The following is a 19,676-nucleotide window of genomic DNA, read 5'->3' as shown; positions in this document are numbered from 1 at the left end:
GTTGTAGACGCAGGCGACCTGCGTGTTGTCGTACACCTTGGCCTTCGCTGCGATGTACGCCTCAAGCGACCCATGCCAGTCCAGGTGGTCCTCGGCGATGTTGAGGCACGCGGCCGAGAACGGCGAGAGCTCGCCGCCGGCGTTGCGGTTCACCCAGTGCAGCTGGTAGCTGGAGAGTTCCACGACGAGCACGTCGAAGCCCTCCGGGTCGCGGATGGCGTCGAGCACCGGGACGCCGATGTTGCCGCACGGCGCGACCCGGTTGTCGCCGGCGAGGATCATCGTCGCGGTCAGCTGCACCGTCGTCGTCTTGCCGTTGGTGCCCGTGACGCAGATCCAGTCGGCCGGGCCGTCGGCGCCGTCCGGGCGGGCGACCTTGTCGCGCAGGCGCCAGGCGAGCTCGATGTCCCCCCAGACCGCGGTGCCGCGGCTCTGGGCCCAGACGAGCAGCGGGTGGTCCCACTGGAATCCAGGGGACGCGATGACGAGATCCGGGTCGAACGCGACCAGTCGCTCGGGCGCAGCATTCAAATCGGCCTGCTCCACGAGCTCGGCGCCGATGACCTCGAGCAGCATCCGCCGCTCCTCGTCCGCCTTCGCCGCAACGACGAGCACGTCGGCACCCAGTTCGGCGAGCGTGTCGGCGACGGAGAATCCCGTGACGCCGAGTCCGTAGACGGCCACGCGCAGCCCGCTCCAGTCGGCGTGCCAGCTGGTCAGTCCCGCGAGCCGCTCGGCGGTCCGGTCTGCCGGGGGCGTGCCGGGGTCCCGCGAGTCGGTCATGTCGCCAGCCACTCCAGGTAGAAGGAGCCGACGCCCGCGGCCACCAGCAGCCCGCCGATGATCCAGAACCGCACAACGACCGTCACCTCCGCCCATCCCTTGAGCTCGAAGTGATGGTGGATGGGACTCATCAGGAAGATGCGTTTGCCGTGCGTCAGCTTGAAGTACGCGCGCTGCACGATCACCGAGCCCGCCTCGATGACGAACAGTCCGCCGATGAGGATGAGCAGGAGCTCCGTGCGGCTCAGGATCGCGAGGGCCGCGACGGCGCCGCCGAGGGCCAGGGAGCCGGTGTCGCCGAGGAAGATCTGGGCGGGCGACGTGTTCCACCACAGGAACCCGACGACGGCTCCGACGATGGCCGTCGCGACGACGGCCAGGTCGAACGGGTCGCGCACGTCGTAGCACTTGGCGACGTTCTCGGGATTGAGGGTCACGCTCGTGCACGACTGGATCGACTGCCAGAAGCCGATGATGATGTACGCGCCGACGGCGAGGATCGACGCGCCCGAGGCGAGCCCGTCCAGTCCGTCGGTCACGTTGACGCCGTTCGAGGTCGCCGCCACGATGAAGTTGATCCAGATGAGGTAAAGGCCGTAGCCGACGAGGACCCCGATGACGCCGAACTTCGTGATCGAGCCGAAGTCGAGGACCGGGATGTCGCGGATGACCGAGACGCTCATCGACGCCGGCGTGTAGTCGTGGCCGTTCGGGAACCGGATGGCGAGGAACGCCCAGACGCTCGCCACGATCACCTGACCGGCGACCTTCGCCCAGCCGGTGAGGCCGAGGCTCCGCTCCCGTCGGGTCTTGAGGAAGTCGTCGACGAAGCCGACCACGCCGAGCCCCACCATCAGCAGCAGCACCAGCAGGGCAGAGACGCTGGTCTCATCCCCGGTGAGCAGCAGTGCGGTGAAGTAGCCGAACAGCGTACCGAGGATGACGACGATGCCGCCCATCGTCGCGGTGCCGCGCTTGGCGTGATGACTCTGCGGGCCGTCGTCCCGGATGAACTGCCCCCACTGCAGGCGGCGGAACAGCCGGATGAAGAGCGGCGTCAGGAACAGCGTGAACGCCATCGACAGCGCACCGGAGGTCAGCAGGGCTTTCACGAGAAGAATTCTCCCAGTCGGTCGCCCAGCAACCGGAGTCCCGCCGAGTTCGACGACTTCACGAGCACCGTGTCCCCGGCGCGCAGCGCGCCCGCCAGGTGCTCGAAGGCGGCGTCCTGCGAGTCGAAGAAGATCGACTCGCCGTCCCACGAGCCCTCTTTGATCGCGGAGAGGTGCATCCGCCGGGCGCCGGGCCCCACGACGACCAGCTGGTCGATGCCGAGGCGGACGGCGAGCAGACCGACGCGGTCGTGCTCCTCGCCCGAGAACTCGCCCAGCTCGCTCATCTCGCCGAGCACCGCGACCGTCCGGCCGGGCGGCTCCGAGATCTGGGCGAGCGTCCTGAGGGCAGCGGACATCGAATCCGGGCTGGCGTTGTAGGCGTCGTTGATGACGGTCACCGCGCTTCCGCCCAGCACCTCCATCCGCCAGCGCTCCGCCGTCTTGACGGACTGCAGCGCCGCGACGATGAGATCGATGCCGACGTCGAGGACGTGCGCGGAGGCCGCGGCGGCCAGCGCGTTCATCACGTGGTGCTCGCCGAGCACCTGGAACCGGACCGGACGCGACTGACCGTCCGGCAGGTGGAGCGTGAACGAGGTGCCGCGGCGGTCGGAGACCACGTCGGTCGCGCGCACGTCGGCCCGCTCGTCCAGTCCGAACCACAGCACGCGGGCGACGGTCTTGTCCGCCATCGTGCGCACGCGCGCATCGTCGATGTTGAGCACGGCGACGTCCGACTCCAAGAGGTCCGTCACCATCTCGGACTTCGCGAGCAGGGTCTTCTCGATGCCGCCGAACTCGCCGGCGTGCGCCAGCCCGACCTTGAGCACCACGCCGACGTCCGGGCGCGCCATCCGCACCAGGCGGGCGATCTCGCCGATGCCGCTCGCGCCCATCTCGGCGACGAGGAACTGCGTCTCCTCGTCCACCTGCAGCATGGTCACCGGGGCGCCGACCTCGTTGTTGAACGAGGCGCGCGGCGCGATGGTCGGCCCGACCTGCTCCAGGACAGCGCGCAGCAGGTTCTTGGTGGTGGTCTTCCCGTTGGAGCCGGTGATCCCGACGATCTTCAGCCGCCCGAGCGAGCGCACGCGGGCGATCACCTCGGTGGCGAGGTCGCCGAGGGCCGCGACCGTGTCCTCGACCAGCAGCTGCGGGACAGGCAGGTCGAGTGGATGGTCGACCACGACGAGCGCGGCGCCCGCCTCCGCCGCCTGCGGGGCGAACAGGTGGCCGTCCGTGAACTCGCCCGGCTTGGCGAAGAACAGCGAGCCGGGGACGACCTCGCGCGAATCCGTCGTCGACTCACCGGCGACCTGCGTCGCGGGTGTCGCGCCCGTCCCGTCGAGCAGCAGCGTGCCGCGGGTGGCCGCGGCGACCTCGGCCAGCGTGAGAGCGATCATCTACAGCCACCCCGCCTCTCGGAGCGCGAGGCGGACGTCCTCGCGTGCGGAGTAGGGCAGCCGCTGTCCGGCGACCTCCTGGTAGTCCTCGTGGCCGGGGCCGGCGTACAGCACGACGTCTCCTTCTCCGGCCAGCGAGAGCGCGGTGCGGAAGGCCGCGCGCGGGTCCGGGATCTCGTACAGCTCGAGGTCGGGCACGGCCGAGCGCGCCCCCTCGAGCAGGGCGGTGCGGATGCTCGCCGGGTCCTCGAAGCGGGGGTGGAAGTCGGTGATGACGACCGCATCCGAGCCGCGGGCCGCGATCGCGCCCATGTCCGTCCGCTTGGTGGTGTCGCGGTCGCCGTCGGCTCCGAACACCATGACGACGCGTCCCTCCGTCACCTTGCGCAGCGCGCTCAGCGTCGAGAGGAAGGCGTCGGGGCTGTGGCCGTAGTCGATGAAGACCACGGGACCGCGCTCGCCCGAGAGGCGCTCGGCGCGACCCGGGATGTACGCGTCGATGCCGCCGTCGCGCTCCAGTGCTGCGCCGATCGCGTCGAGGTCGTAGCCGGACTCGACCAGCATGACGATGGCCAGGGCGGCGTTCGCCGCGTTGTAGGCGCCGAGCAGCGGGATGCGCGTCTCGAGCCGGCGGCCGTCCGGGCCTTCCAGTGCGAAGGCCGTGTGGGTGATGGTCTCCTCGAGCACAGTGAGCATCCACTCGGCGTCCGACCCGGGCGAGGTGGAGAGGGTGGCGACCGGGATGCGCGACTGCTCCACGAGCCGGCGCCCCCAGTCGGAGTCGACGGTGACGACGCCGCGACGTGCGCGGTCGGGCTGGAAGAGCTCCAGCTTGGCGGCGAAGTAGTCGTCCATCGCCGTGTAGTCGTCGAGGTGATCGTGGCTCAGGTTGGTGAACCCGACGACGTCGAAGACGATCCCGTCGACGCGATGACGGCTCAGCGCCTGCGCCGACACTTCGACGGCGACGGCGCGGACGCCCTCCTCGCGCATTCGCGCCAGCAGGGCGTGCAGCTCGCTCGCCTCCGGGGTGGTCAGCTTGCTCGTGATGGCGGTGTCGCCGATGCGCCGCTCGGCGGTCGAGCTGAGGCCGGAGACCACGCCGAGCTGGCCGAGGATGGCGTTCAGCAGATACACGACGCTGGTCTTGCCGTTGGTGCCGGTGACGCCGAAGAGGGTCGCCGAGTTCTCCTCGGTGCGGTAGATCCAGGCGGAGACGGCGCCGAGCGCCGCGCGGGGGTCTGGCGTGACGATGACCGGCAGTCCGGAGTCTGCGGCGAGTTCCGCGCCCTCCTCGTCGGTGAGGACGGCGACCGCTCCCGCCTCGGCCGCGGAGGCCGCGTAGGCGGCGCCGTGCGCGTTGCGTCCCGGCACCCCGATGTACAGGTCGCCCGGTTCGACGACGGAGCTCGCGAGGGCAGCACCGGTCACCTCGACACCGTCGAGGTCGCCGCGGGCGTCGAGCCCGAACTCAGCGACCAGCTGGGCGAGCGGGCGGGCGACGGGATGCTCGGGGCGCAGGGACGAGGGCGCCGGTCCTGTCACGAGGCTCACTTTCCGTAGACGGTGTCTTCAGTAGTATGGGGGATAGTCGGCCGGGCTGGACGTGGAGGGCTTCACCCGGTAGGTCTTCAGCACCTGACTCATGATCGTGTGGAACAGCGGAGCGGCAGCTGCCGACGAAGTAATGGTAGTCGGGTATCCGAGGTTGACCGAAACGACGTACTGCGGATCGTCCACCGGGGCGACGCCCATCACCGACACGTAGTACGAGGGCAGATAGCCGCCCTTCCCGTCCGGCTGCTGGGCCGTTCCGGTCTTCGCGGCGACGCGGTAACCGGGGATCTGCAGCTGCTTCTTGAGCTCGCCCGAGGTGACCACCGACTCCATCATCCCGAGGGTGGTGGCAGCCGCTTGAGGCGACACCACCTGGGTCGGCTTCGTGGTCGGGACGTCGGTCACACTGCCGTCCGGGTGCTGGCATCCCTCGACCATCGAGAGCGGGATGCGGGTGCCGCCGTTCGCGAGCGCCTGGTACGCGTCGACCATCTGCAGCTGGGTCGCCGACACGCCCTGACCGAACATCGTCGCGTACTTGGTCTGGTCGTCCCAGTCCTTGACCGGGTGCAGGATGCCGTCCGACTGGCCGGGGTAGGGCAGGCCGGTGGACTCGCCGATGCCGAACTTCTTCAGATAGTCGTAGCGGGTCTGGTCGGCGAGGCGACTGCCCAGCTGGGACATGCCGGTGTTGGAGGACATCATCAGGACGCCCGTGAGCGTCAACCGGAGAGGATCGTGGTAACCGGAGTCGTGCAGGTCCGCTCCGTTGCCGGACTTCCACTCGTACGGGGCGAGAACCTGGGTCGCGGGCGTCGCCTTGCCCTGGTCGATGAGCATGGATGCGGTCAGCGCCTTGAAGGTCGATCCGGGCTCGTACGGGTCGCTGAACAGCTTGAGCCCCCAGTACGACGGATCGGTCCCGTTGATGTTGTTGGGATCGAGCGCGGGCCACTGCGCGATGGCCTTGATCTTGCCGGTCTTCGCCTCCGCGACGGTGACGAATCCGAACTTCGAGCCGGTCGCGCCCACCTGCTGGGCCAGCGTCTGCTCGGCGAACCACTGCAGGTCGCTGTCGATGGTCAGCTTCAGCGTGCCGCCGTCCTTCGCCTCCTTCTGCACCACAGTGCTGCCCGGGATGGCGACGCCGTCCGCACCGCGCTGGTAGGTCTCCTCGCCGTTCTCGCCGGCCAGGCAGCCGTTCTCGCTCGCCTCCAGGCCCGCATTGCCGCCGTCCGACAGGAAGCCGACGAGGTTGCCGGCGACCGCTCCGTCCGGATAGCTCCTCGCCTGCTTCTTCGTGAACGTCAGCCACGGGTACGGCAGCTTGTCGAGCTTGTCGAAGGTGCCGACATCCATCCCGGATTTGATCAGGACGTACTGCGACTTCGGGTTCTGCTTGAGCGCTCCGTCGATCAGTGCGACGACGGCGTCGCCGCCCTGGCCGGTGATCGCACCGATCGCCGCCGCCGCTTTCACCAGTTTGTCCCGCCCGCCGGCGATCGCGTCCTTCGGCGACGCCGCCGCCGCGTACGTGTAGACGGTGGTGGCGAGGATGGACCCGCTCGCGTCGACGATGTCCCCGCGGTTGCCCAGCAGTGAGGTCGAGACCTCCTTGGCCTTCATCGAGTCCGACTGCAGGGCGTCCGCCCGGATCACTTGGATGTCGACGAGCTTGGCCCCGAGGATGCCGACGGCCGCCGCGACGGCGAGGACCGTCGCGGCGGTCCGCCGCCGCAGCATCTTCTTGCCGACCATGCGCGCGCCCCGTCCGTCGTCAGTGCGTCACCGGGGTCGGCAACGCTCCCTGCAACGGTACGGGCGGAGTGGTGGCGGCCGGGGTAGCGGCACCCGGACCTGTGGAATTCACAGGCTGCCCGCCCTGGGCCGTCGCCGGTGCCTTCGGCTGCGTCACCAGCGGGACTCCCGCGAGAAGCGCGTTGGGCACCAGGTTGCCCTGGGTGCCCGTCACCGTGCCGGCCGCGCCGTCCGCCGGCAGCGGCGCGCCGAGCACGGCCCCGTCGGAGAGCCGCAGGTACGCGGGACTGCTGTTGCTGACCATCCCGAGCGCGTTGGCGTTGGCGGCCAGGTTCTGCGGGGACGACACCCGGTTGAGGTCCTCCGACACGGCCTGGTACGACCGCTGGAGCTGCGCCTGCTTCGACTGCAGGGTGTTCAGCTGGTAGGCGCCCTGCGAGATCCCGATGCTCAGGAGCAGCTGCGCCACCACGACGGTGAGCAGCATCCCGACCGCGACGGCCGCGTACAGAGCGCGCGGCCGGGCCCTCCGCTGGGAGCGGGTGGACACCACTTCGAGGTGGGTGCGCTTGGGCTCCTCCACCGGTGCCGGGAGGGCCCCGCCGTGCCACAGCGCCGCCGGACGCTTGCGCGTGGGCTGCGAGATCGCCTCTGCCAGGTTGGTGCTCACGAGCCCCTCCTCATCTCATCCGTGTCGTGGTGTCGGCGGTGTTCGCGGGTCGTACCCGCTCGGCGGCGCGCAACCGCACCGATGTCGCGCGGGGGTTGGCGGCCTTCTCGTCCTCGTCGGCCAGTTCCGCGCCGCGGATGAGCAGCTTCAGCTCCGGACGGTGCTCCGGCAGCTCGACCGGAAGCCCGGCCGGGGCGCTCGAGACGGAGCGGGCCTGGAGTTCGCGCTTCACGATGCGGTCCTCCAGCGACTGGTAGGACTCCACGACGATGCGGCCGCCGACGGAGAGCGCGTCGATCGCCGCGGGGATCGCCCGCTGCAGAACGGACAGCTCCTGGTTGACTTCGATCCGCAGCGCCTGGAAGACCCGCTTCGCCGGGTGGCCCTGCCGCTGGACCGCCACCGGGGTGGCCTTGGTGATCAGATCGACGAGCTGGCCCGACCGCTCCAGCGGCTGCTTGTCACGGGCCTCCACGATGCGGGAGGCGTATCGCCCGGCCAGTCGCTCCTCCCCGTACTCGCGGAAGATCCGGCGGAGGTCGGCCTCGGAGTACTCGGCGATCACGGTGGCGGCGGTCAGTTCGCTGGTGGAGTCCATCCGCATGTCGAGCGGGGCATCCTTCGAGTACGAGAAGCCGCGCTCCACCCGGTCGAGCTGGAGCGAGGAGACACCGAGGTCGAAGAGGACGCCGTCGATCTGGAGGAAGCCCAGCCCCTCGATCGCCTCCCGGATGCCGTCGTAGACCGTGTGGACGAGGTGGACACGGTCGCCGAAGCGCTGCAGGCGCTCCCCCGCGATCGCCAGCGCCTCGGGATCGCGGTCGAGCCCGACCAGCGTGGCCTCCGGGAAGCGTTCGAGGACTCCGGCGGAGTGACCGCCCATCCCGAGGGTGGCGTCGACGAAGACAGCGCCGGGCTTCGTCAGAGCGGGGCCGAGCAGCTCGATGCAGCGATCGAGGAGGACGGGGGTGTGGATGCGGTCGTTTCCGGTGGAGTCTGTCATGGCTGTTCGGGACGGTCGCTGTGCCCCTGATTCCGGATCCCCATCCATCCCGACCTGACACCGGGGAAGTGGCGTCAGGGCGTATGGCTGGGAGTCGGGCGTCAGGGACGCGCGGTCAGAAGAGTCCCGGGATCACCTCCTCCTCCGTGTTCGCGAATGCTGCCTCCTGCTCGGCCAGGTAGGTCTCCCAGGCCTGTGCGTCCCAGATCTCCGCGCGGCTTCCCGCGCCGATCACGACCAGGTCGCGATCGAGTCCTGCATACGAGCGCAGCGCAGACGGGATGGTCACCCGGTTCTGCTTGTCCGGGACCTCGGCGCTCGCCCCCGAGAGGAAGACGCGCAGGTAGTCGCGGGCCTGCTTGCTCGTCACCGGCGCCTGACGGATCTTCTCGTGCAGCGCTTCGAACTCACGCTGCGAGAAGACGTAGACGCAGTGCTCCTGGCCGCGGGTGAGGACGAGGCCGGACGCGAGCTCGTCCCGGAACTTGGCCGGAAGGATGATGCGCCCCTTGTCGTCGAGTTTTGGGGCGTGCGTACCGAGGAACATCGGCTGCCACCCCCACTCTCCCGGCCCAGGTTGCGGTGTGGCTCCACTTTACTCCACTTCCATCCACAAAGTCATGCACTGTGGCCGTATTGCCCCGAAATGGGGGCGTCAAACCCCGGAATACTGCGGAAGTGCGGGGTGGAGGAAAGTGGAGCCCACGAGACGGAAGGTGGGCACGAAAAAGGGGCCGATCAGTGGATCGGCCCTTCGATGGAAGAACTGTGGAGCGGGGTGGAGGGGCTAGCCCTCTCCGCCGCCTTCGTTGCGCTTGTCCCAGCGGTCGTTCATGCGGTCCATGAAGCCGGCCTGAGCCCCGTGCGCCTTGGCGCCCTTCGGCTCCGCCGTTCCCGGCTCGACGGCCACTCGCTTACCCGGCGCGATGGCGACGAGGACCCCGGCGAACATCACCACGAAGCCCACGATGCCGACGACCGGCTGCTGGAAGTAGACGCCGGCGACCAGGACGGCCACACCGACGACGGCGAGCAGGATCCCGAGGACGATCGAACGGTAGGCAGGCCGAGCCCGCTTGCCCCCGACCTTTGCGACGAAATCTGCGTCATTCTGATAGAGACTGCGCTCCATCTCTTCGAGGAGGCGCTGCTCGTGTTCCGAAAGCGGCATCCGATTCCCCCTCTTTCTCGCGGGTTCGAGGCTTCAGTGAAGCCGATTGTAGTCTTGCGGGTCTGGCTAGGCTAGGCGTGTGTCTGAAAGCATCCGGTTCGTCGACCTCATCCAGTCAAGAATCGATGGATTCTTCGATACGCCTGCTTCTATTCTCGTCTCCATCGCCGATGAGCTCTCTCCCGTCGCGGCTTTCTCAAGGGATTTTCTCAGCGGCGGCAAGCGATTCCGGGCCCTTTTCTGCTTCTGGGGCTGGCAGGCCGTCCGGACCGCGGGAAGCGGCGAGGAGGACGGCGCCGATCCGGGGGCGATCACGGCCGGCGGCGCCCTGGATGCCGTGGTCTCGGTCGCCAGCGCGCTCGAGCTGTTCCACGCTGCCGCACTGGTCCACGACGACCTGATCGACAACTCCGACACCCGCCGCGGAGCGCCGTCCGCGCACAAGCGGTTCGAGCGGCTCCACGACCGGGAGGGCTGGGGCGGATCGGGCGCGACCTTCGGCACCGGAGCTGCCACGCTGCTCGGCGACCTGCTCCTCATCCTCAGCGACGAACTGTTCGACGAGGGCCTCACCCAGCTCGTCAGCGCACCCGCCCGGCGCGCCGCCCGCGCCGAGTTCAACCGGATGCGGCTGGATGTGACCGCCGGCCAGTACCTCGACATCTTCGAGGAGATCGGCTGGGCCGCCCGCCCGGACGCCGACCAGCTGGCGCGCGCGGAGCGGGTGATCGTCTACAAGTCGGCCAAATACTCCATCGAGTCGCCGTTGCTCATCGGAGGGAGCCTCGCCGGAGCCACCGTAGGCCAGCACGAGGCGCTGCGCGCGTTCGGGCTCCCGCTCGGCATCGCGTACCAGCTGCGGGACGACCTCCTCGGCGTCTTCGGCGATGCGGACGTGACCGGCAAGCCGAGTGGGGACGATCTCCGCGAGGGGAAGCGGACGGTGCTGATCGCGCTCACCCGGCAGGCCATCCCCTCGGGTGCACGTGCCGCCCTCGACGAGCTGCTCGGCGACCCCGACCTCACCCCGGAGCAGATCCGGACCATGCAGCTGACCATCCGGGAGTCGGGCGCGGTGGAGACGGTCGAGAAGATGATCGCGGACAACGTCGCGCGCGCGATCGCCGCGCTCGATGCGGCACCGCTCGGCGTGGCCGCCCGCGCGCAGCTCCGCGACCTCGCGGTCACGGTCACGCGGCGTACCGCCTGACCGCCTGCTCTTCTGACCGGCCTGCTCGCCTGAGGACGGCAGCCTAGGCGAGCGCCTGCGCGACCCGGCGGACCTCCGCCTTGCGACCGGCACGGAGCGCCTCGATCGGCGAGGTGCCGAGGCTCTCCTCCTCGGCGAGAAGCCAGTCGACGGCCTCGTCGTCGCTGAAGCCGTCATCCGCTAGGACGATCAGGGTGCCGTGCAGTTCGCTCAGCGGCTCTCCGTCCTTCAGGAAGGACGCCGGGACTTTCAGGATGCCGTCGACGCGCTTGGCGCCGAGGTGACGGTCCTCGATGAGCCGGCGGACCCGGCTCACGCTCAGGCCCAACTGCTCGACGAGGTCGGGGACGGTCAACCACTCGGTGGTCTGGACGTTCTCGCTCACCCCTCCAGCGTGCCATGAGATCGGGGGGAGCGAACGCCATCCCGATTGTTACGATCAGGTAAACTGCTGTCACATCAGCCACTTCCGTTGACTCCTCTTGCCTTCTGTGCCAGCGTGGGGTGTCGTCGTGTCACTCGAAAAGGGGGGTCACCATGGCTCTGGCAGATACCGGCAAGGTCCGCAGCATCCTGGGAACCGTCCCGATCGCCGTGGCGAGCTCGCTCGCGGTCACCCTCAATCTCGTCACGCCGGCCCAGGCCGCGCCGCGCGAAGACCACGCGTCGGGCCACGACGGAGACACCGGCGAGGTCACGCCGCTCGAGCGGGCCACGGTGACCAGCACGATCGCCGGGCCGGCGCAGACCTCCGCGGCGAGCACCAGCGTCGCGGCCGCGCCATCCACATACCGCGTCCGGTCGGGCGACACGGTCTCGGGCATCGCCGCCCGGTTCGGCCTGTCGACCGCGGCTGTGCTCGCGCTCAACGGGCTCAGCTGGAAGAGCCTCATCTTCCCCGGGCAGGTGCTGGCCCTCGCCGGCCCCGTACATGCCGCGCCTGCTCCCGCAGCACCCGCTCCGGCAGCGCCCGCTCCCGCAGTACCCGCTCCCGCAGCACCCGCTCCCCCTGCGACCACCACGTACACCGTCGTCCGCGGCGACACCGTCAGCGGGATCGCCGGCCGGTTCGGCGTCTCCACCCGCGCGGTCCTCGCCGCCAACGGCCTGAGCGCATCCAGCCTGATCTTCCCCGGCCAGAAGGTCCGCATCCCGGGCATGACCACGGCCGCCCTCGACACCCCCGCAGTGACGCCCGTCGCCGCCGCACCCGTGGCCGCTCCGGCGCCCGTCGCGGCTCCCGCACCCCTGCCGATCGCGTCTTCCGGCCACGTCGTCGCCCTCACCGACGAGATGCGCGGCAACGCCCAGCTCATCATCCGCATCGGCCGCCAGCGGGGCGTCCCGGATTCGGGGATCGTGATCGCCCTCGCTGCGGCGGCCCAGGAATCCGGCCTCCGCAATGTCCGCTATGGTGACCGCGATTCGCTCGGCCTGTTCCAGCAGCGCCCGAGCACCGGATGGGGAACTCCCGAGCAGGTGCTCGACCCCACCCGCGCCACCCTCGCCTTCTACGGAGGGGCTGCGAACCCCAACAAGGGCAAGACCCGCGGGCTCCTCGACATCCCGGGATGGACGAGCATGAGCGTCACGCAGGCGGCCCAGGCCGTGCAGCTGTCCGCGTTCCCCGACGCTTACGCCAAGTGGGAGACATCCGCCCGGGCGTGGCTCGCCCAGCTCGGCTGAGCGCAAATGTCACAGCCGGGTCACAGCAGCGGCCTCCACCGGTGTTTTGCAGGGTTCGCGCATCCCTCGTTCCCTAGACTCGATCCGTGACCACGAGCCAGACCGACCCGATGATCGGACGTCTCATCGACGGCCGGTATCAGGTGCGCTCGCGGATCGCCCGCGGAGGCATGGCGACGGTCTACCTGGCCACCGACCTGCGCCTCGAGCGCCGGGTCGCGATCAAGATCATGCACGGCCACCTGGCCGACGACTCCACCTTCAAGAGCCGCTTCGTGCAGGAGGCCCGCTCCGCCGCGCGCCTTGCCCATCCCAACGTCGTCAATGTCTTCGACCAGGGCCAGGACTCCGACATGGCGTACCTCGTCATGGAGTACCTGCCAGGGATCACCCTGCGCGACTTGCTGAAGGACTACGGCAAGCTCACTCCCGAGCAGACGATCGACATCATGGAGGCGGTGCTCTCCGGCCTCGCCGCCGCGCACAAGGCCGGCATCGTCCACCGCGACCTCAAGCCCGAGAACGTGCTGCTCGCCGACGACGGCCGCATCAAGATCGGCGATTTCGGGCTCGCCCGCGCAGCCAGTGCCAACACCGCGACGGGGCAGGCGCTCCTCGGGACCATCGCGTACCTCTCCCCCGAGCTCGTCACCCGCGGCGTCGCGGATGCCCGCAGCGACATCTACGCGCTCGGGATCATGATGTACGAGATGCTGACCGGCCAGCAGCCGTTCCTCGGCGAGCAGCCGATGCAGATCGCCTATCAGCACGCCAACGACGCGGTCCCGGCCCCCAGCAGCAAGAATCCGGCGGTGCCGGCCGAACTCGACGAGCTCGTCCTGTGGGCGACAGAGAAGGATCCGGACCGCCGCCCGCGCGACGCGCGCGAGATGCTCGACCGGCTGCTCGAGGCCGAGAAGTCACTGCGCGGCGAGGCCGTCCTGCAGCCGACCATGGTGCTGCCACCGGCCCTCGACCTCGACGCGGGCGACACGCAGATCATCAACCCGGCCATCCGTCAGCAGGTCGCCTCCAGCACTCCCGCCGCGACCGCCACCCTGTCGGCGGCGGCCGAGAAGCGCCGCCGCAAGGGCTGGTGGCTGTTCGCCCTGGTGCTTCTGCTCGCCGGCGCGGCCGCCGGGACCGGCTGGTACTTCGGCGCAGGACCCGGGTCGCTCGTCACCGTCCCGGACGTCGTCAACTCCGCACCGGCCGCCGCGACCACCCAGCTGCAGAAGCTCGGCTTCAAGACGGCACAGGCCCAGGAGTACAGCACGACGGTGGCCACGGGGATGGTGTCGAGCACCGATCCGCGGGCCGGAATACCGGCCGGGCGCGGCAGCACCGTGACGCTGCGGATCTCGCAGGGGCCGAAGCCCATCACGATCCCGGCACTCGCCGGCCAGACGGTGGATGCGGCGAAGAGCGCCATCACGGGCGTCGGCGCAAAGGTCGGCACGGTCGCGCAGCAGTTCGACGCGAAGGTGCCCGCGAACACGGTGCTCTCCGCGACGCGCGCCGACAACAATGCGGACATCTCGGGCGGCGGGCCGTATTTCGAGGCCGCGGCGGTCAACCTCATCGTCTCGGCGGGCTCCATCCCGGATGTCTCGGGCAAATCGGTCGCGGACGCGTCGGCGATCCTCAGCAAGGTGCAGCTGCTCACGTCCGCGGGGCCGCAGAGCTACAGCGACACGATCCCCGAAGGCGACGTCATCGCGGCACAGCCGCAGCACCAGCCCGTGCGCCCCGGCGACACGCTGCTGCTGGAGACGTCGAAGGGTCCGGAGCCGGTCACCGTGCCGGATGTCGTCGGCAAGACGTGGGATGTCGCGAAGAAGGCGCTCACGGATGCGGGCTTCCAGCTCAAGTACAGCCCCATCGCCGACGTCGCGCCCCCGGCGTTCGTCGTCTCGAAGATCTCCCCCGGCGCCGGCACGCAGCAGGCCAAGGGGTCCACGATCACGGTGAACTTCGCCGGCTTCTAGCGGCACCCCTCCGTCCGGCGCCGGAAAGGGAGGAGTTCTGCGCCCGATCGGCCTTGAACGCAGGAAACGGAGGAGGGTAGCCGCCGGTTGGCAGCTACCCTCCTCCGTTTGCGGCGGTGAGACGCGGCGGTGAGGCGGCGGTCAGCCCTGCGACAGCTCCTCGGCGACCAGGAAGGCCAGCTCGAGCGACTGCATGTGGTTGAGCCGCGGGTCGCACAGCGACTCGTACCGCGTCGCCAGGGTGGCCTCGTCGATGTGCTCGGATCCGCCCAGGCACTCGGTGACATCGTCACCGGTGAGCTCCACGTGGATGCCGCCCGGGTTCGTGCCGACCGCGCGGTGCGCCTCGAAGAAGCCCTTGACCTCATCCACGACGTCGTCGAAACGACGCGTCTTGTAGCCGGTCGGCGTGGTGAGGCCATTGCCGTGCATCGGGTCCGTCACCCACAGGGGAAGCGCGTCCGTCTTCTTGATCGCCTCCAGAAGCGGCGGCAGCGCATCCCGGATCTTGCCGGCGCCCATGCGCGTGATGAACGTCAGCCGGCCGGGCTCCCGCTCGGGGTCGAGCTTGTCGATCAGGCGCAGCATGTCGTCGCGAGAAGTGGTGGGACCGAGCTTCACACCGAGCGGGTTGCGCACGCGCGACAGGAAGTCGACGTGGGCGCCGTCGAGCTCTCGGGTCCGCTCGCCGATCCACACGAAGTGCGCCGAGGTGTTGTACGGCGTGCCGGTGCGCGAGTCGATCCGCGTCATCGGCCGCTCGTAGTCCATCAGCAGCGCCTCGTGGCTGGAGTAGAACTCCACCCGCTTCAGCTCGTCGAAGTCGGCGCCGGCCGCCTCCATGAACTTGATGGCGCGGTCGATCTCGCGGGCGAGGCCTTCGTAGCGCTGGTTGGCCGGGTTGGCCGCGAAACCGCGGTTCCAGCTGTGCACCTGCCGCAGATCCGCGAACCCGCCCTGGGTGAAGGCCCGGATCAGATTCAGCGTGGATGCGGCGGTGTGGTACCCCTGCACCAGGCGGCGCGGATCGGCCTGCCGCGACTCCGGCGTGAAGTCGTAGCCGTTGACGATGTCGCCGCGGTACGCCGGCAGGGTCACGCCGTTGCGCGTCTCGGTGTCGCTGGAGCGCGGCTTGGCGAACTGTCCCGCCATCCGGCCCATCTTGATGACCGGGACGGAGGCGCCGTACGTGAGCACGACCGCCATCTGCAGCACCGTCTTGACGCGGTTGCGGATCTGGTCCGCCGTCGCCCCGGCGAAGGTCTCGGCGCAGTCGCCGCCCTGCAGCAGGAACGCCCGGCCCTCGGCGGCTCGCGCCAGCCGCTCGCGCAGCTGGTCCACCTCGCCGGCGAAAACCAGCGGCGGGAGGGTCGCGATCTCGGCGGAGGCTGCGGCCGCCGCCTCGGCGTCCGGCCAGTGCGGCTGCTGCTTGATCGGGAGCGTCCGCCAATACTCCAGGCCCTCGATCACGGACTCGTCTGGTCGCACGACGGGCTCTGTGGTCTGTAGCACTGGTCTTCCGCTCGCTCTGCTGGACCGATGGCTCGCATCGATCGGTGGATGGGGTGGATACCGAGCCTATCGCGCCTGGGACCTGCCGCCGCCGCAGAGGTCCTACCGTGACAGCGTCGCGCGCTTCTCCTTGACCGTGCTGGCGTACACATCCACGTACTCCTGCTCGCCGAGGCGCTGCAGCTCGTACATGATCTCGTCGGTGACCGAGCGCAGGATGAAGCGGTCGCCCTCCATCCCGTCGAACCGGGAGAAGTCGAGCGGCTCCCCGAGGATGATGCCGATGCGGCCGATCTTCGGCAGCCGCGTGCCGATCGGCATGATCTGGGCCGTGTCCACCATCGCCACCGGCACCACCGGGACGCCGGCCTCCAGGATCATCCGTGCAACGCCGGTCCGGCCGCGGTACAGCTTGCCGTCGGGACTGCGGGTGCCCTCCGGGTAGATGCCGAGCATCTCGCCGCGCGCGAGCACCGCCAGGCCGGTGTTGAGGGAGGCCTCAGAGGCCTTGCCGCCGGACCGGTCGATCGGCAGCTGGCCGGTCGCGTTCATGAACGCCCGGGTCGCCCATCCCTTCAGCCCGCGGCGGGTGAAGTAGTCGCTCTTCGCGAGGAACGACACGTGCCGGTCGACGACGATCGGCAGGAAGATGGAGTCGATGAACGACAGGTGGTTGCTGGCGAGGATGACGGCGCCTTCGGCGGGGACGTTCTCGAGCCCGATGACCCACGGCCGGAAGATCCCGCGCAGGATCGGCCCCGCGATCACGTACTTCATCAGCCAGTAGAACATCGAATCGAAGCCTATCCCGGCCGGTCGCCTAGAGCGAGGAAGCGTGCAGTCGCGCGAGGTCCGCGGCGCCGACGACCCCTGCGTCGTTCACCAGCTCCGCGATCGTGAACTCCGGCTCCGGGTGGAAGCCGCGCGCCGGGAGGTTCTCGAGGTACGCCAGGCGGATCGGCTCGAGCAGCAGCTCCCCCGCCTGCGCGACCCCGCCGCCGAAGACGAAGAGCTGCGGGTCGAGGATGGCGCCGAGGCTCGCGCAGGCCTGGCCGAGCCAGTCGCCGAGCTGGCGCAGTGCGGCGAGCGCGCCGGGGTCGCCGGCGGAGATCAGCGCGCTGATGTCGGCTCCGCTCAGGACGCCGGTCCGGGAACGCACATCGGCGAGGCCCTGGCCGATGCCGCCCGCATCGGCGAGCTCGTTCGCCATGCGCTGCAGCGCGCGTCCCGATCCGTACTGCTCGATGCAGCCGTGGGCACCGCATCCACAGGGCAGCCCGCCCGGGACTACGCGCATGTGGCCGATCTCGGCTCCGGCACCGAAGCCGCCGCGGAACAGCCGGTCGTTGCTGACGATCGCGCCGCCGACGCCCGTCCCGATCGTCAGGACGGCCATATCGGAGACGAGGCGTCCCGCGCCGTACCGGAACTCGGCCCAGCCCGCAGCGTTCGCGTCGTTCTCGATGATGACCGGGATCTCCAGCCGCTCCTCGAGCTTCTCGCGGAAAGGCTCGTGGCGCCAGTTGATGTTCGGGGCGTAGTACACCGTGGACTGGGCGGCGTCGATGAAGCCGGCGGCCGCCACACCCGCTCCGGCGATCTCCTCCGGGCCGTCGGAGAGCCGCTCGATCATCGCGACGACCGCGTTCTCGATCTCCTCCGGACGGGTGGCATCTGTGGGCACCCTGTCCTCGCGCACGATCGTCCCGAGCTCGTCGACGACGGCTCCTGCGATCTTGGTCCCGCCGATGTCGATGCCGATCGCGTGCACGTGTGGCCTTCCGGGCTGGGGGGTGGCGTGAGGGGCGGTCTCGGCCGTCAGGGAGCACCCGAGCGCGCCCGGCAGGACCATCTAGAGTGTAATCAACCGAATCGGGCGAAGCCATTCGGCCGAACGCCCGTCCGCCGGTATCGAGGGAGCTACCGTGAATCAGATCGACACACCCGTACTCGTCCCCGCCGACCCGGAGGCCAACGCGACCGACCTGCTCGTCGACCGCGTGGCGCAGACCCCGGATCAGCCGCTGTTCAGCCTGCCCGACGGGGACGGCTGGAAGGACGTGACCGCCGCCGAGTTCTACAGCCAGGTGATCGCCCTGGCGAAGGGACTGGTGGCCGCGGGGATCCAGCCGGGCGACAAGATCGGGCTGATGTCGAAGACCCGCTACGAATGGTCCCTCATCGACTTCGCCACCTGGTTCGCAGGCGCGGTGCTCGTGCCGATCTACGAGACGTCCTCCCCCACGCAGATCCAGTGGAACATGGCCGACTCGGGGGCGATCGCGGTCTTCCTCGAGACGGCGGAGATGCACGCCCGGTTCGACGAGGTCCATCCCGAGCTCCCGCTCATCGGCACGATCTGGCAGCTGCACCTCGGCGATCTGGACAAGCTGGCCGCCGCCGGCGCCGGCGTGCCGGACGAGGAGATCGAGCGCCGTCGCCGCATCGCGAAGGGCTCCGACATCGGCACCCTCATCTACACGTCGGGCTCGACCGGACGTCCCAAGGGATGCGTCCTCACCCACTCCAACTTCGTGGAGCTCTGCCGCAACTCGGCCGAAGCCCTGACGGAGGTCGTGCAGCAGCCGGGCGGAGCATCCACTCTGCTCTTCATCACGACCGCGCACATCTTCGCGCGGTTCATCGCCGTGCTGTGCATCACCGGAGGCGTCAAGGTCGGGCACCAGGCCGACACCAAGCAGCTGCTGCCCGCGCTGGCCAGCTTCAAGCCGACGTTCCTGCTGGCCGTGCCGCGCGTGTTCGAGAAGGTCTACAACTCGGCGGAGCAGAAGGCGGAGTCCGCCGGCCGCGGTCGCATCTTCCGCGCCGCGGCCGAGGTCGCCGTGGAGCACTCGAAGGCGGTCGAGGCCGGCTCGGTGCCGTTCGGGCTCAAACTCAAGTTCGCCCTGTACGACCGGCTCGTCTACTCGAAACTGCGTGCCGCGATGGGCGGCCGGGTGCGGTACGCGGTGTCCGGGTCGGCTCCGCTCGGGTCGCACCTCGGTCACTTCTTCCACAGCCTCGGGATCAAGGTGCTCGAGGGGTACGGGCTGACCGAGACCACCGCTCCCGCGACCGTCAACCGGCCGGCCACCTTCAAGATCGGCACCGTAGGACCTGCGCTCCCGGGGGTCGACCTTCGCATCGCGGACGACGGCGAGATCCAGGTGCGCGGCATCAACGTCTTCAAGGAGTACTGGAAGAATCCCGAGGCGACGGCCGCCGCGTTCGAGGACGGCTGGTTCCGGACCGGGGACATCGGGTCCTTCGACGAGAACGGCTTCCTCAGCATCACCGGCCGGAAGAAGGAGATCATCGTCACCGCCGGCGGGAAGAACGTCTCCCCGGCGGCGCTGGAGGATCCCATCCGCGCCAATCCGCTGGTCGGCCAGGTGATCGTCGTCGGCGACCAGAAGCCGTTCATCTCCGCCCTGGTCACGCTCGACACCGAGATGCTGCCCACGTGGCTCGCGAACAACGGCGAGGACAAGGACATGACCCTCGCCGAGGCGTCCGTGAACCCGGCGGTCAACGCCGAGATCCAGCGCGCCGTCGACCACGCGAACGCCGGGGTGTCGCGGGCCGAGAGCATCCGGAAGTTCGTGGTGCTGGCGACGGAGCTGAGCGAGGCGAGCGGCCACCTGACGCCCAAGCTGAGCATCAAGCGCAACGTCATCCTCGCCGACTTCGCCGACGTCATCGACGGCATCTACAGCGGCAACCCCAGCACGCAGGGCATCTCGCTGGCGCACTGACGCCGGTGTCGCCCCCTCTTCCTTCCCCCTGTCTCTTATACACATCTGACGCTGCCGACGACGGA

At 69.5% G+C, this 19,676-nt stretch carries 17 protein-coding genes; 4 read left to right on the top strand and 13 right to left on the bottom strand.

Features of this window, described 5'->3' with window-relative positions:
• The 9 genes from ACPYOG_RS13525 to ACPYOG_RS13485 all read right to left on the bottom strand — a co-directional run.
• Positions 1-783 (bottom strand): Mur ligase family protein (locus tag ACPYOG_RS13525; protein ID WP_481294709.1); only part of this gene is annotated, 783 nt, incomplete at its 3' end.
• Positions 780-1,895: a phospho-N-acetylmuramoyl-pentapeptide-transferase gene (mraY, locus tag ACPYOG_RS13520; protein WP_481294708.1), complete on the bottom strand. Its 1,116-nt coding sequence runs from the start codon at positions 1,893-1,895 to the stop codon at positions 780-782. The genes ACPYOG_RS13525 and mraY, both read right to left, overlap by 4 nt.
• Positions 1,892-3,301 (bottom strand): UDP-N-acetylmuramoyl-tripeptide--D-alanyl-D-alanine ligase, encoded by a 1,410-nt coding sequence (locus ACPYOG_RS13515; protein ID WP_481294707.1) that lies wholly within the window; start codon positions 3,299-3,301, stop codon positions 1,892-1,894. The genes mraY and ACPYOG_RS13515 overlap by 4 nt, the downstream gene beginning before the upstream one ends.
• On the bottom strand, positions 3,302-4,846 hold the full coding sequence (locus ACPYOG_RS13510) for a Mur ligase family protein (RefSeq protein WP_481294706.1): 1,545 nt from the start codon (positions 4,844-4,846) through the stop codon (positions 3,302-3,304).
• A gap of 27 nt (positions 4,847-4,873) precedes the next feature.
• Complete coding sequence (locus tag ACPYOG_RS13505; RefSeq protein WP_481294705.1) at positions 4,874-6,616, bottom strand: peptidoglycan D,D-transpeptidase FtsI family protein; 1,743 nt, start codon at positions 6,614-6,616, stop codon at positions 4,874-4,876.
• Positions 6,617-6,635: 19 nt separating this feature from the next.
• Positions 6,636-7,286, bottom strand: a complete 651-nt coding sequence (ftsL, locus tag ACPYOG_RS13500; protein ID WP_481294704.1) for a cell division protein FtsL — start codon at positions 7,284-7,286, stop codon at positions 6,636-6,638.
• Positions 7,287-7,296: 10 nt separating this feature from the next.
• Positions 7,297-8,289: a 16S rRNA (cytosine(1402)-N(4))-methyltransferase RsmH gene (gene rsmH, locus ACPYOG_RS13495; protein ID WP_481294703.1), complete on the bottom strand. Its 993-nt coding sequence runs from the start codon at positions 8,287-8,289 to the stop codon at positions 7,297-7,299.
• A 115-nt stretch (positions 8,290-8,404) separates the two neighbouring features.
• Complete coding sequence (gene mraZ, locus ACPYOG_RS13490; RefSeq protein ID WP_481294702.1) at positions 8,405-8,836, bottom strand: division/cell wall cluster transcriptional repressor MraZ; 432 nt, start codon at positions 8,834-8,836, stop codon at positions 8,405-8,407.
• A gap of 240 nt (positions 8,837-9,076) precedes the next feature.
• Entirely contained in the window at positions 9,077-9,460 is a 384-nt protein-coding gene (locus ACPYOG_RS13485) for a DUF3040 domain-containing protein (RefSeq protein WP_481294701.1), read from the bottom strand.
• 79 nt (positions 9,461-9,539) lie between these two features.
• Between ACPYOG_RS13485 and ACPYOG_RS13480 the strand changes: the two genes are divergently transcribed.
• Entirely contained in the window at positions 9,540-10,670 is a 1,131-nt protein-coding gene (locus ACPYOG_RS13480; protein ID WP_481294700.1) for a polyprenyl synthetase family protein, read from the top strand.
• Positions 10,671-10,713: 43 nt separating this feature from the next.
• On the opposite strand, the gene ACPYOG_RS13475 is transcribed toward ACPYOG_RS13480, so the two are convergent.
• Positions 10,714-11,055 (bottom strand): Rv2175c family DNA-binding protein, encoded by a 342-nt coding sequence (locus ACPYOG_RS13475; protein ID WP_090038667.1) that lies wholly within the window; start codon positions 11,053-11,055, stop codon positions 10,714-10,716.
• A 152-nt stretch (positions 11,056-11,207) separates the two neighbouring features.
• On the opposite strand from ACPYOG_RS13475, the gene ACPYOG_RS13470 reads away from it, so the two are divergent.
• The gene (locus ACPYOG_RS13470; protein WP_481294699.1) at positions 11,208-12,356 is read left to right on the top strand and encodes a LysM peptidoglycan-binding domain-containing protein; all 1,149 of its coding nucleotides are present in this window, start codon (positions 11,208-11,210) and stop codon (positions 12,354-12,356) included.
• Positions 12,357-12,442: 86 nt separating this feature from the next.
• Complete coding sequence (pknB, locus tag ACPYOG_RS13465; RefSeq protein ID WP_481294698.1) at positions 12,443-14,344, top strand: Stk1 family PASTA domain-containing Ser/Thr kinase; 1,902 nt, start codon at positions 12,443-12,445, stop codon at positions 14,342-14,344.
• Positions 14,345-14,485: 141 nt separating this feature from the next.
• Here the strand turns inward: pknB and ACPYOG_RS13460 are convergent, their stop codons facing one another.
• From ACPYOG_RS13460 to ACPYOG_RS13450, 3 genes are all read right to left on the bottom strand, one after another.
• A complete protein-coding gene (locus ACPYOG_RS13460; protein WP_481294711.1) occupies positions 14,486-15,814 on the bottom strand; it encodes a class II 3-deoxy-7-phosphoheptulonate synthase in 1,329 nt (442 codons plus the stop codon).
• 144 nt (positions 15,815-15,958) lie between these two features.
• Complete coding sequence (locus ACPYOG_RS13455; protein ID WP_481294697.1) at positions 15,959-16,648, bottom strand: lysophospholipid acyltransferase family protein; 690 nt, start codon at positions 16,646-16,648, stop codon at positions 15,959-15,961.
• 28 nt (positions 16,649-16,676) lie between these two features.
• On the bottom strand, positions 16,677-17,627 hold the full coding sequence (locus ACPYOG_RS13450) for an ROK family glucokinase (protein ID WP_481294710.1): 951 nt from the start codon (positions 17,625-17,627) through the stop codon (positions 16,677-16,679).
• Positions 17,628-17,781: 154 nt separating this feature from the next.
• Between ACPYOG_RS13450 and ACPYOG_RS13445 the strand changes: the two genes are divergently transcribed.
• A complete protein-coding gene (locus ACPYOG_RS13445; RefSeq protein ID WP_481294696.1) occupies positions 17,782-19,611 on the top strand; it encodes an AMP-dependent synthetase/ligase in 1,830 nt (609 codons plus the stop codon).
• The last annotated feature ends 65 nt before the right edge of the window (positions 19,612-19,676 follow it).

It is taken from the genome of Leifsonia sp. HAY1-4F (assembly GCF_056755275.1).
This window is presented reverse-complemented; position numbering and strand designations above follow the sequence as displayed.

What these genes read in the sequence shown, in the direction of transcription:
- ACPYOG_RS13515 (WP_481294707.1), bottom strand. Translation starts at nt 3,301, where the DNA reads ATGATCGCTCTCACGCTGGCCGAGGTCGCCGCGGCCACCCGCGGCACG.
- rsmH (WP_481294703.1), bottom strand. Translation starts at nt 8,289, where the DNA reads ATGACAGACTCCACCGGAAACGACCGCATCCACACCCCCGTCCTCCTC.
- ACPYOG_RS13485 (WP_481294701.1), bottom strand. Translation starts at nt 9,460, where the DNA reads ATGCCGCTTTCGGAACACGAGCAGCGCCTCCTCGAAGAGATGGAGCGC.
- ACPYOG_RS13505 (WP_481294705.1), bottom strand. Translation starts at nt 6,616, where the DNA reads ATGGTCGGCAAGAAGATGCTGCGGCGGCGGACCGCCGCGACGGTCCTC.
- mraZ (WP_481294702.1), bottom strand. Translation starts at nt 8,836, where the DNA reads ATGTTCCTCGGTACGCACGCCCCAAAACTCGACGACAAGGGGCGCATC.
- ACPYOG_RS13455 (WP_481294697.1), bottom strand. Translation starts at nt 16,648, where the DNA reads ATGTTCTACTGGCTGATGAAGTACGTGATCGCGGGGCCGATCCTGCGC.
- ACPYOG_RS13470 (WP_481294699.1), top strand. Translation starts at nt 11,208, where the DNA reads ATGGCTCTGGCAGATACCGGCAAGGTCCGCAGCATCCTGGGAACCGTC.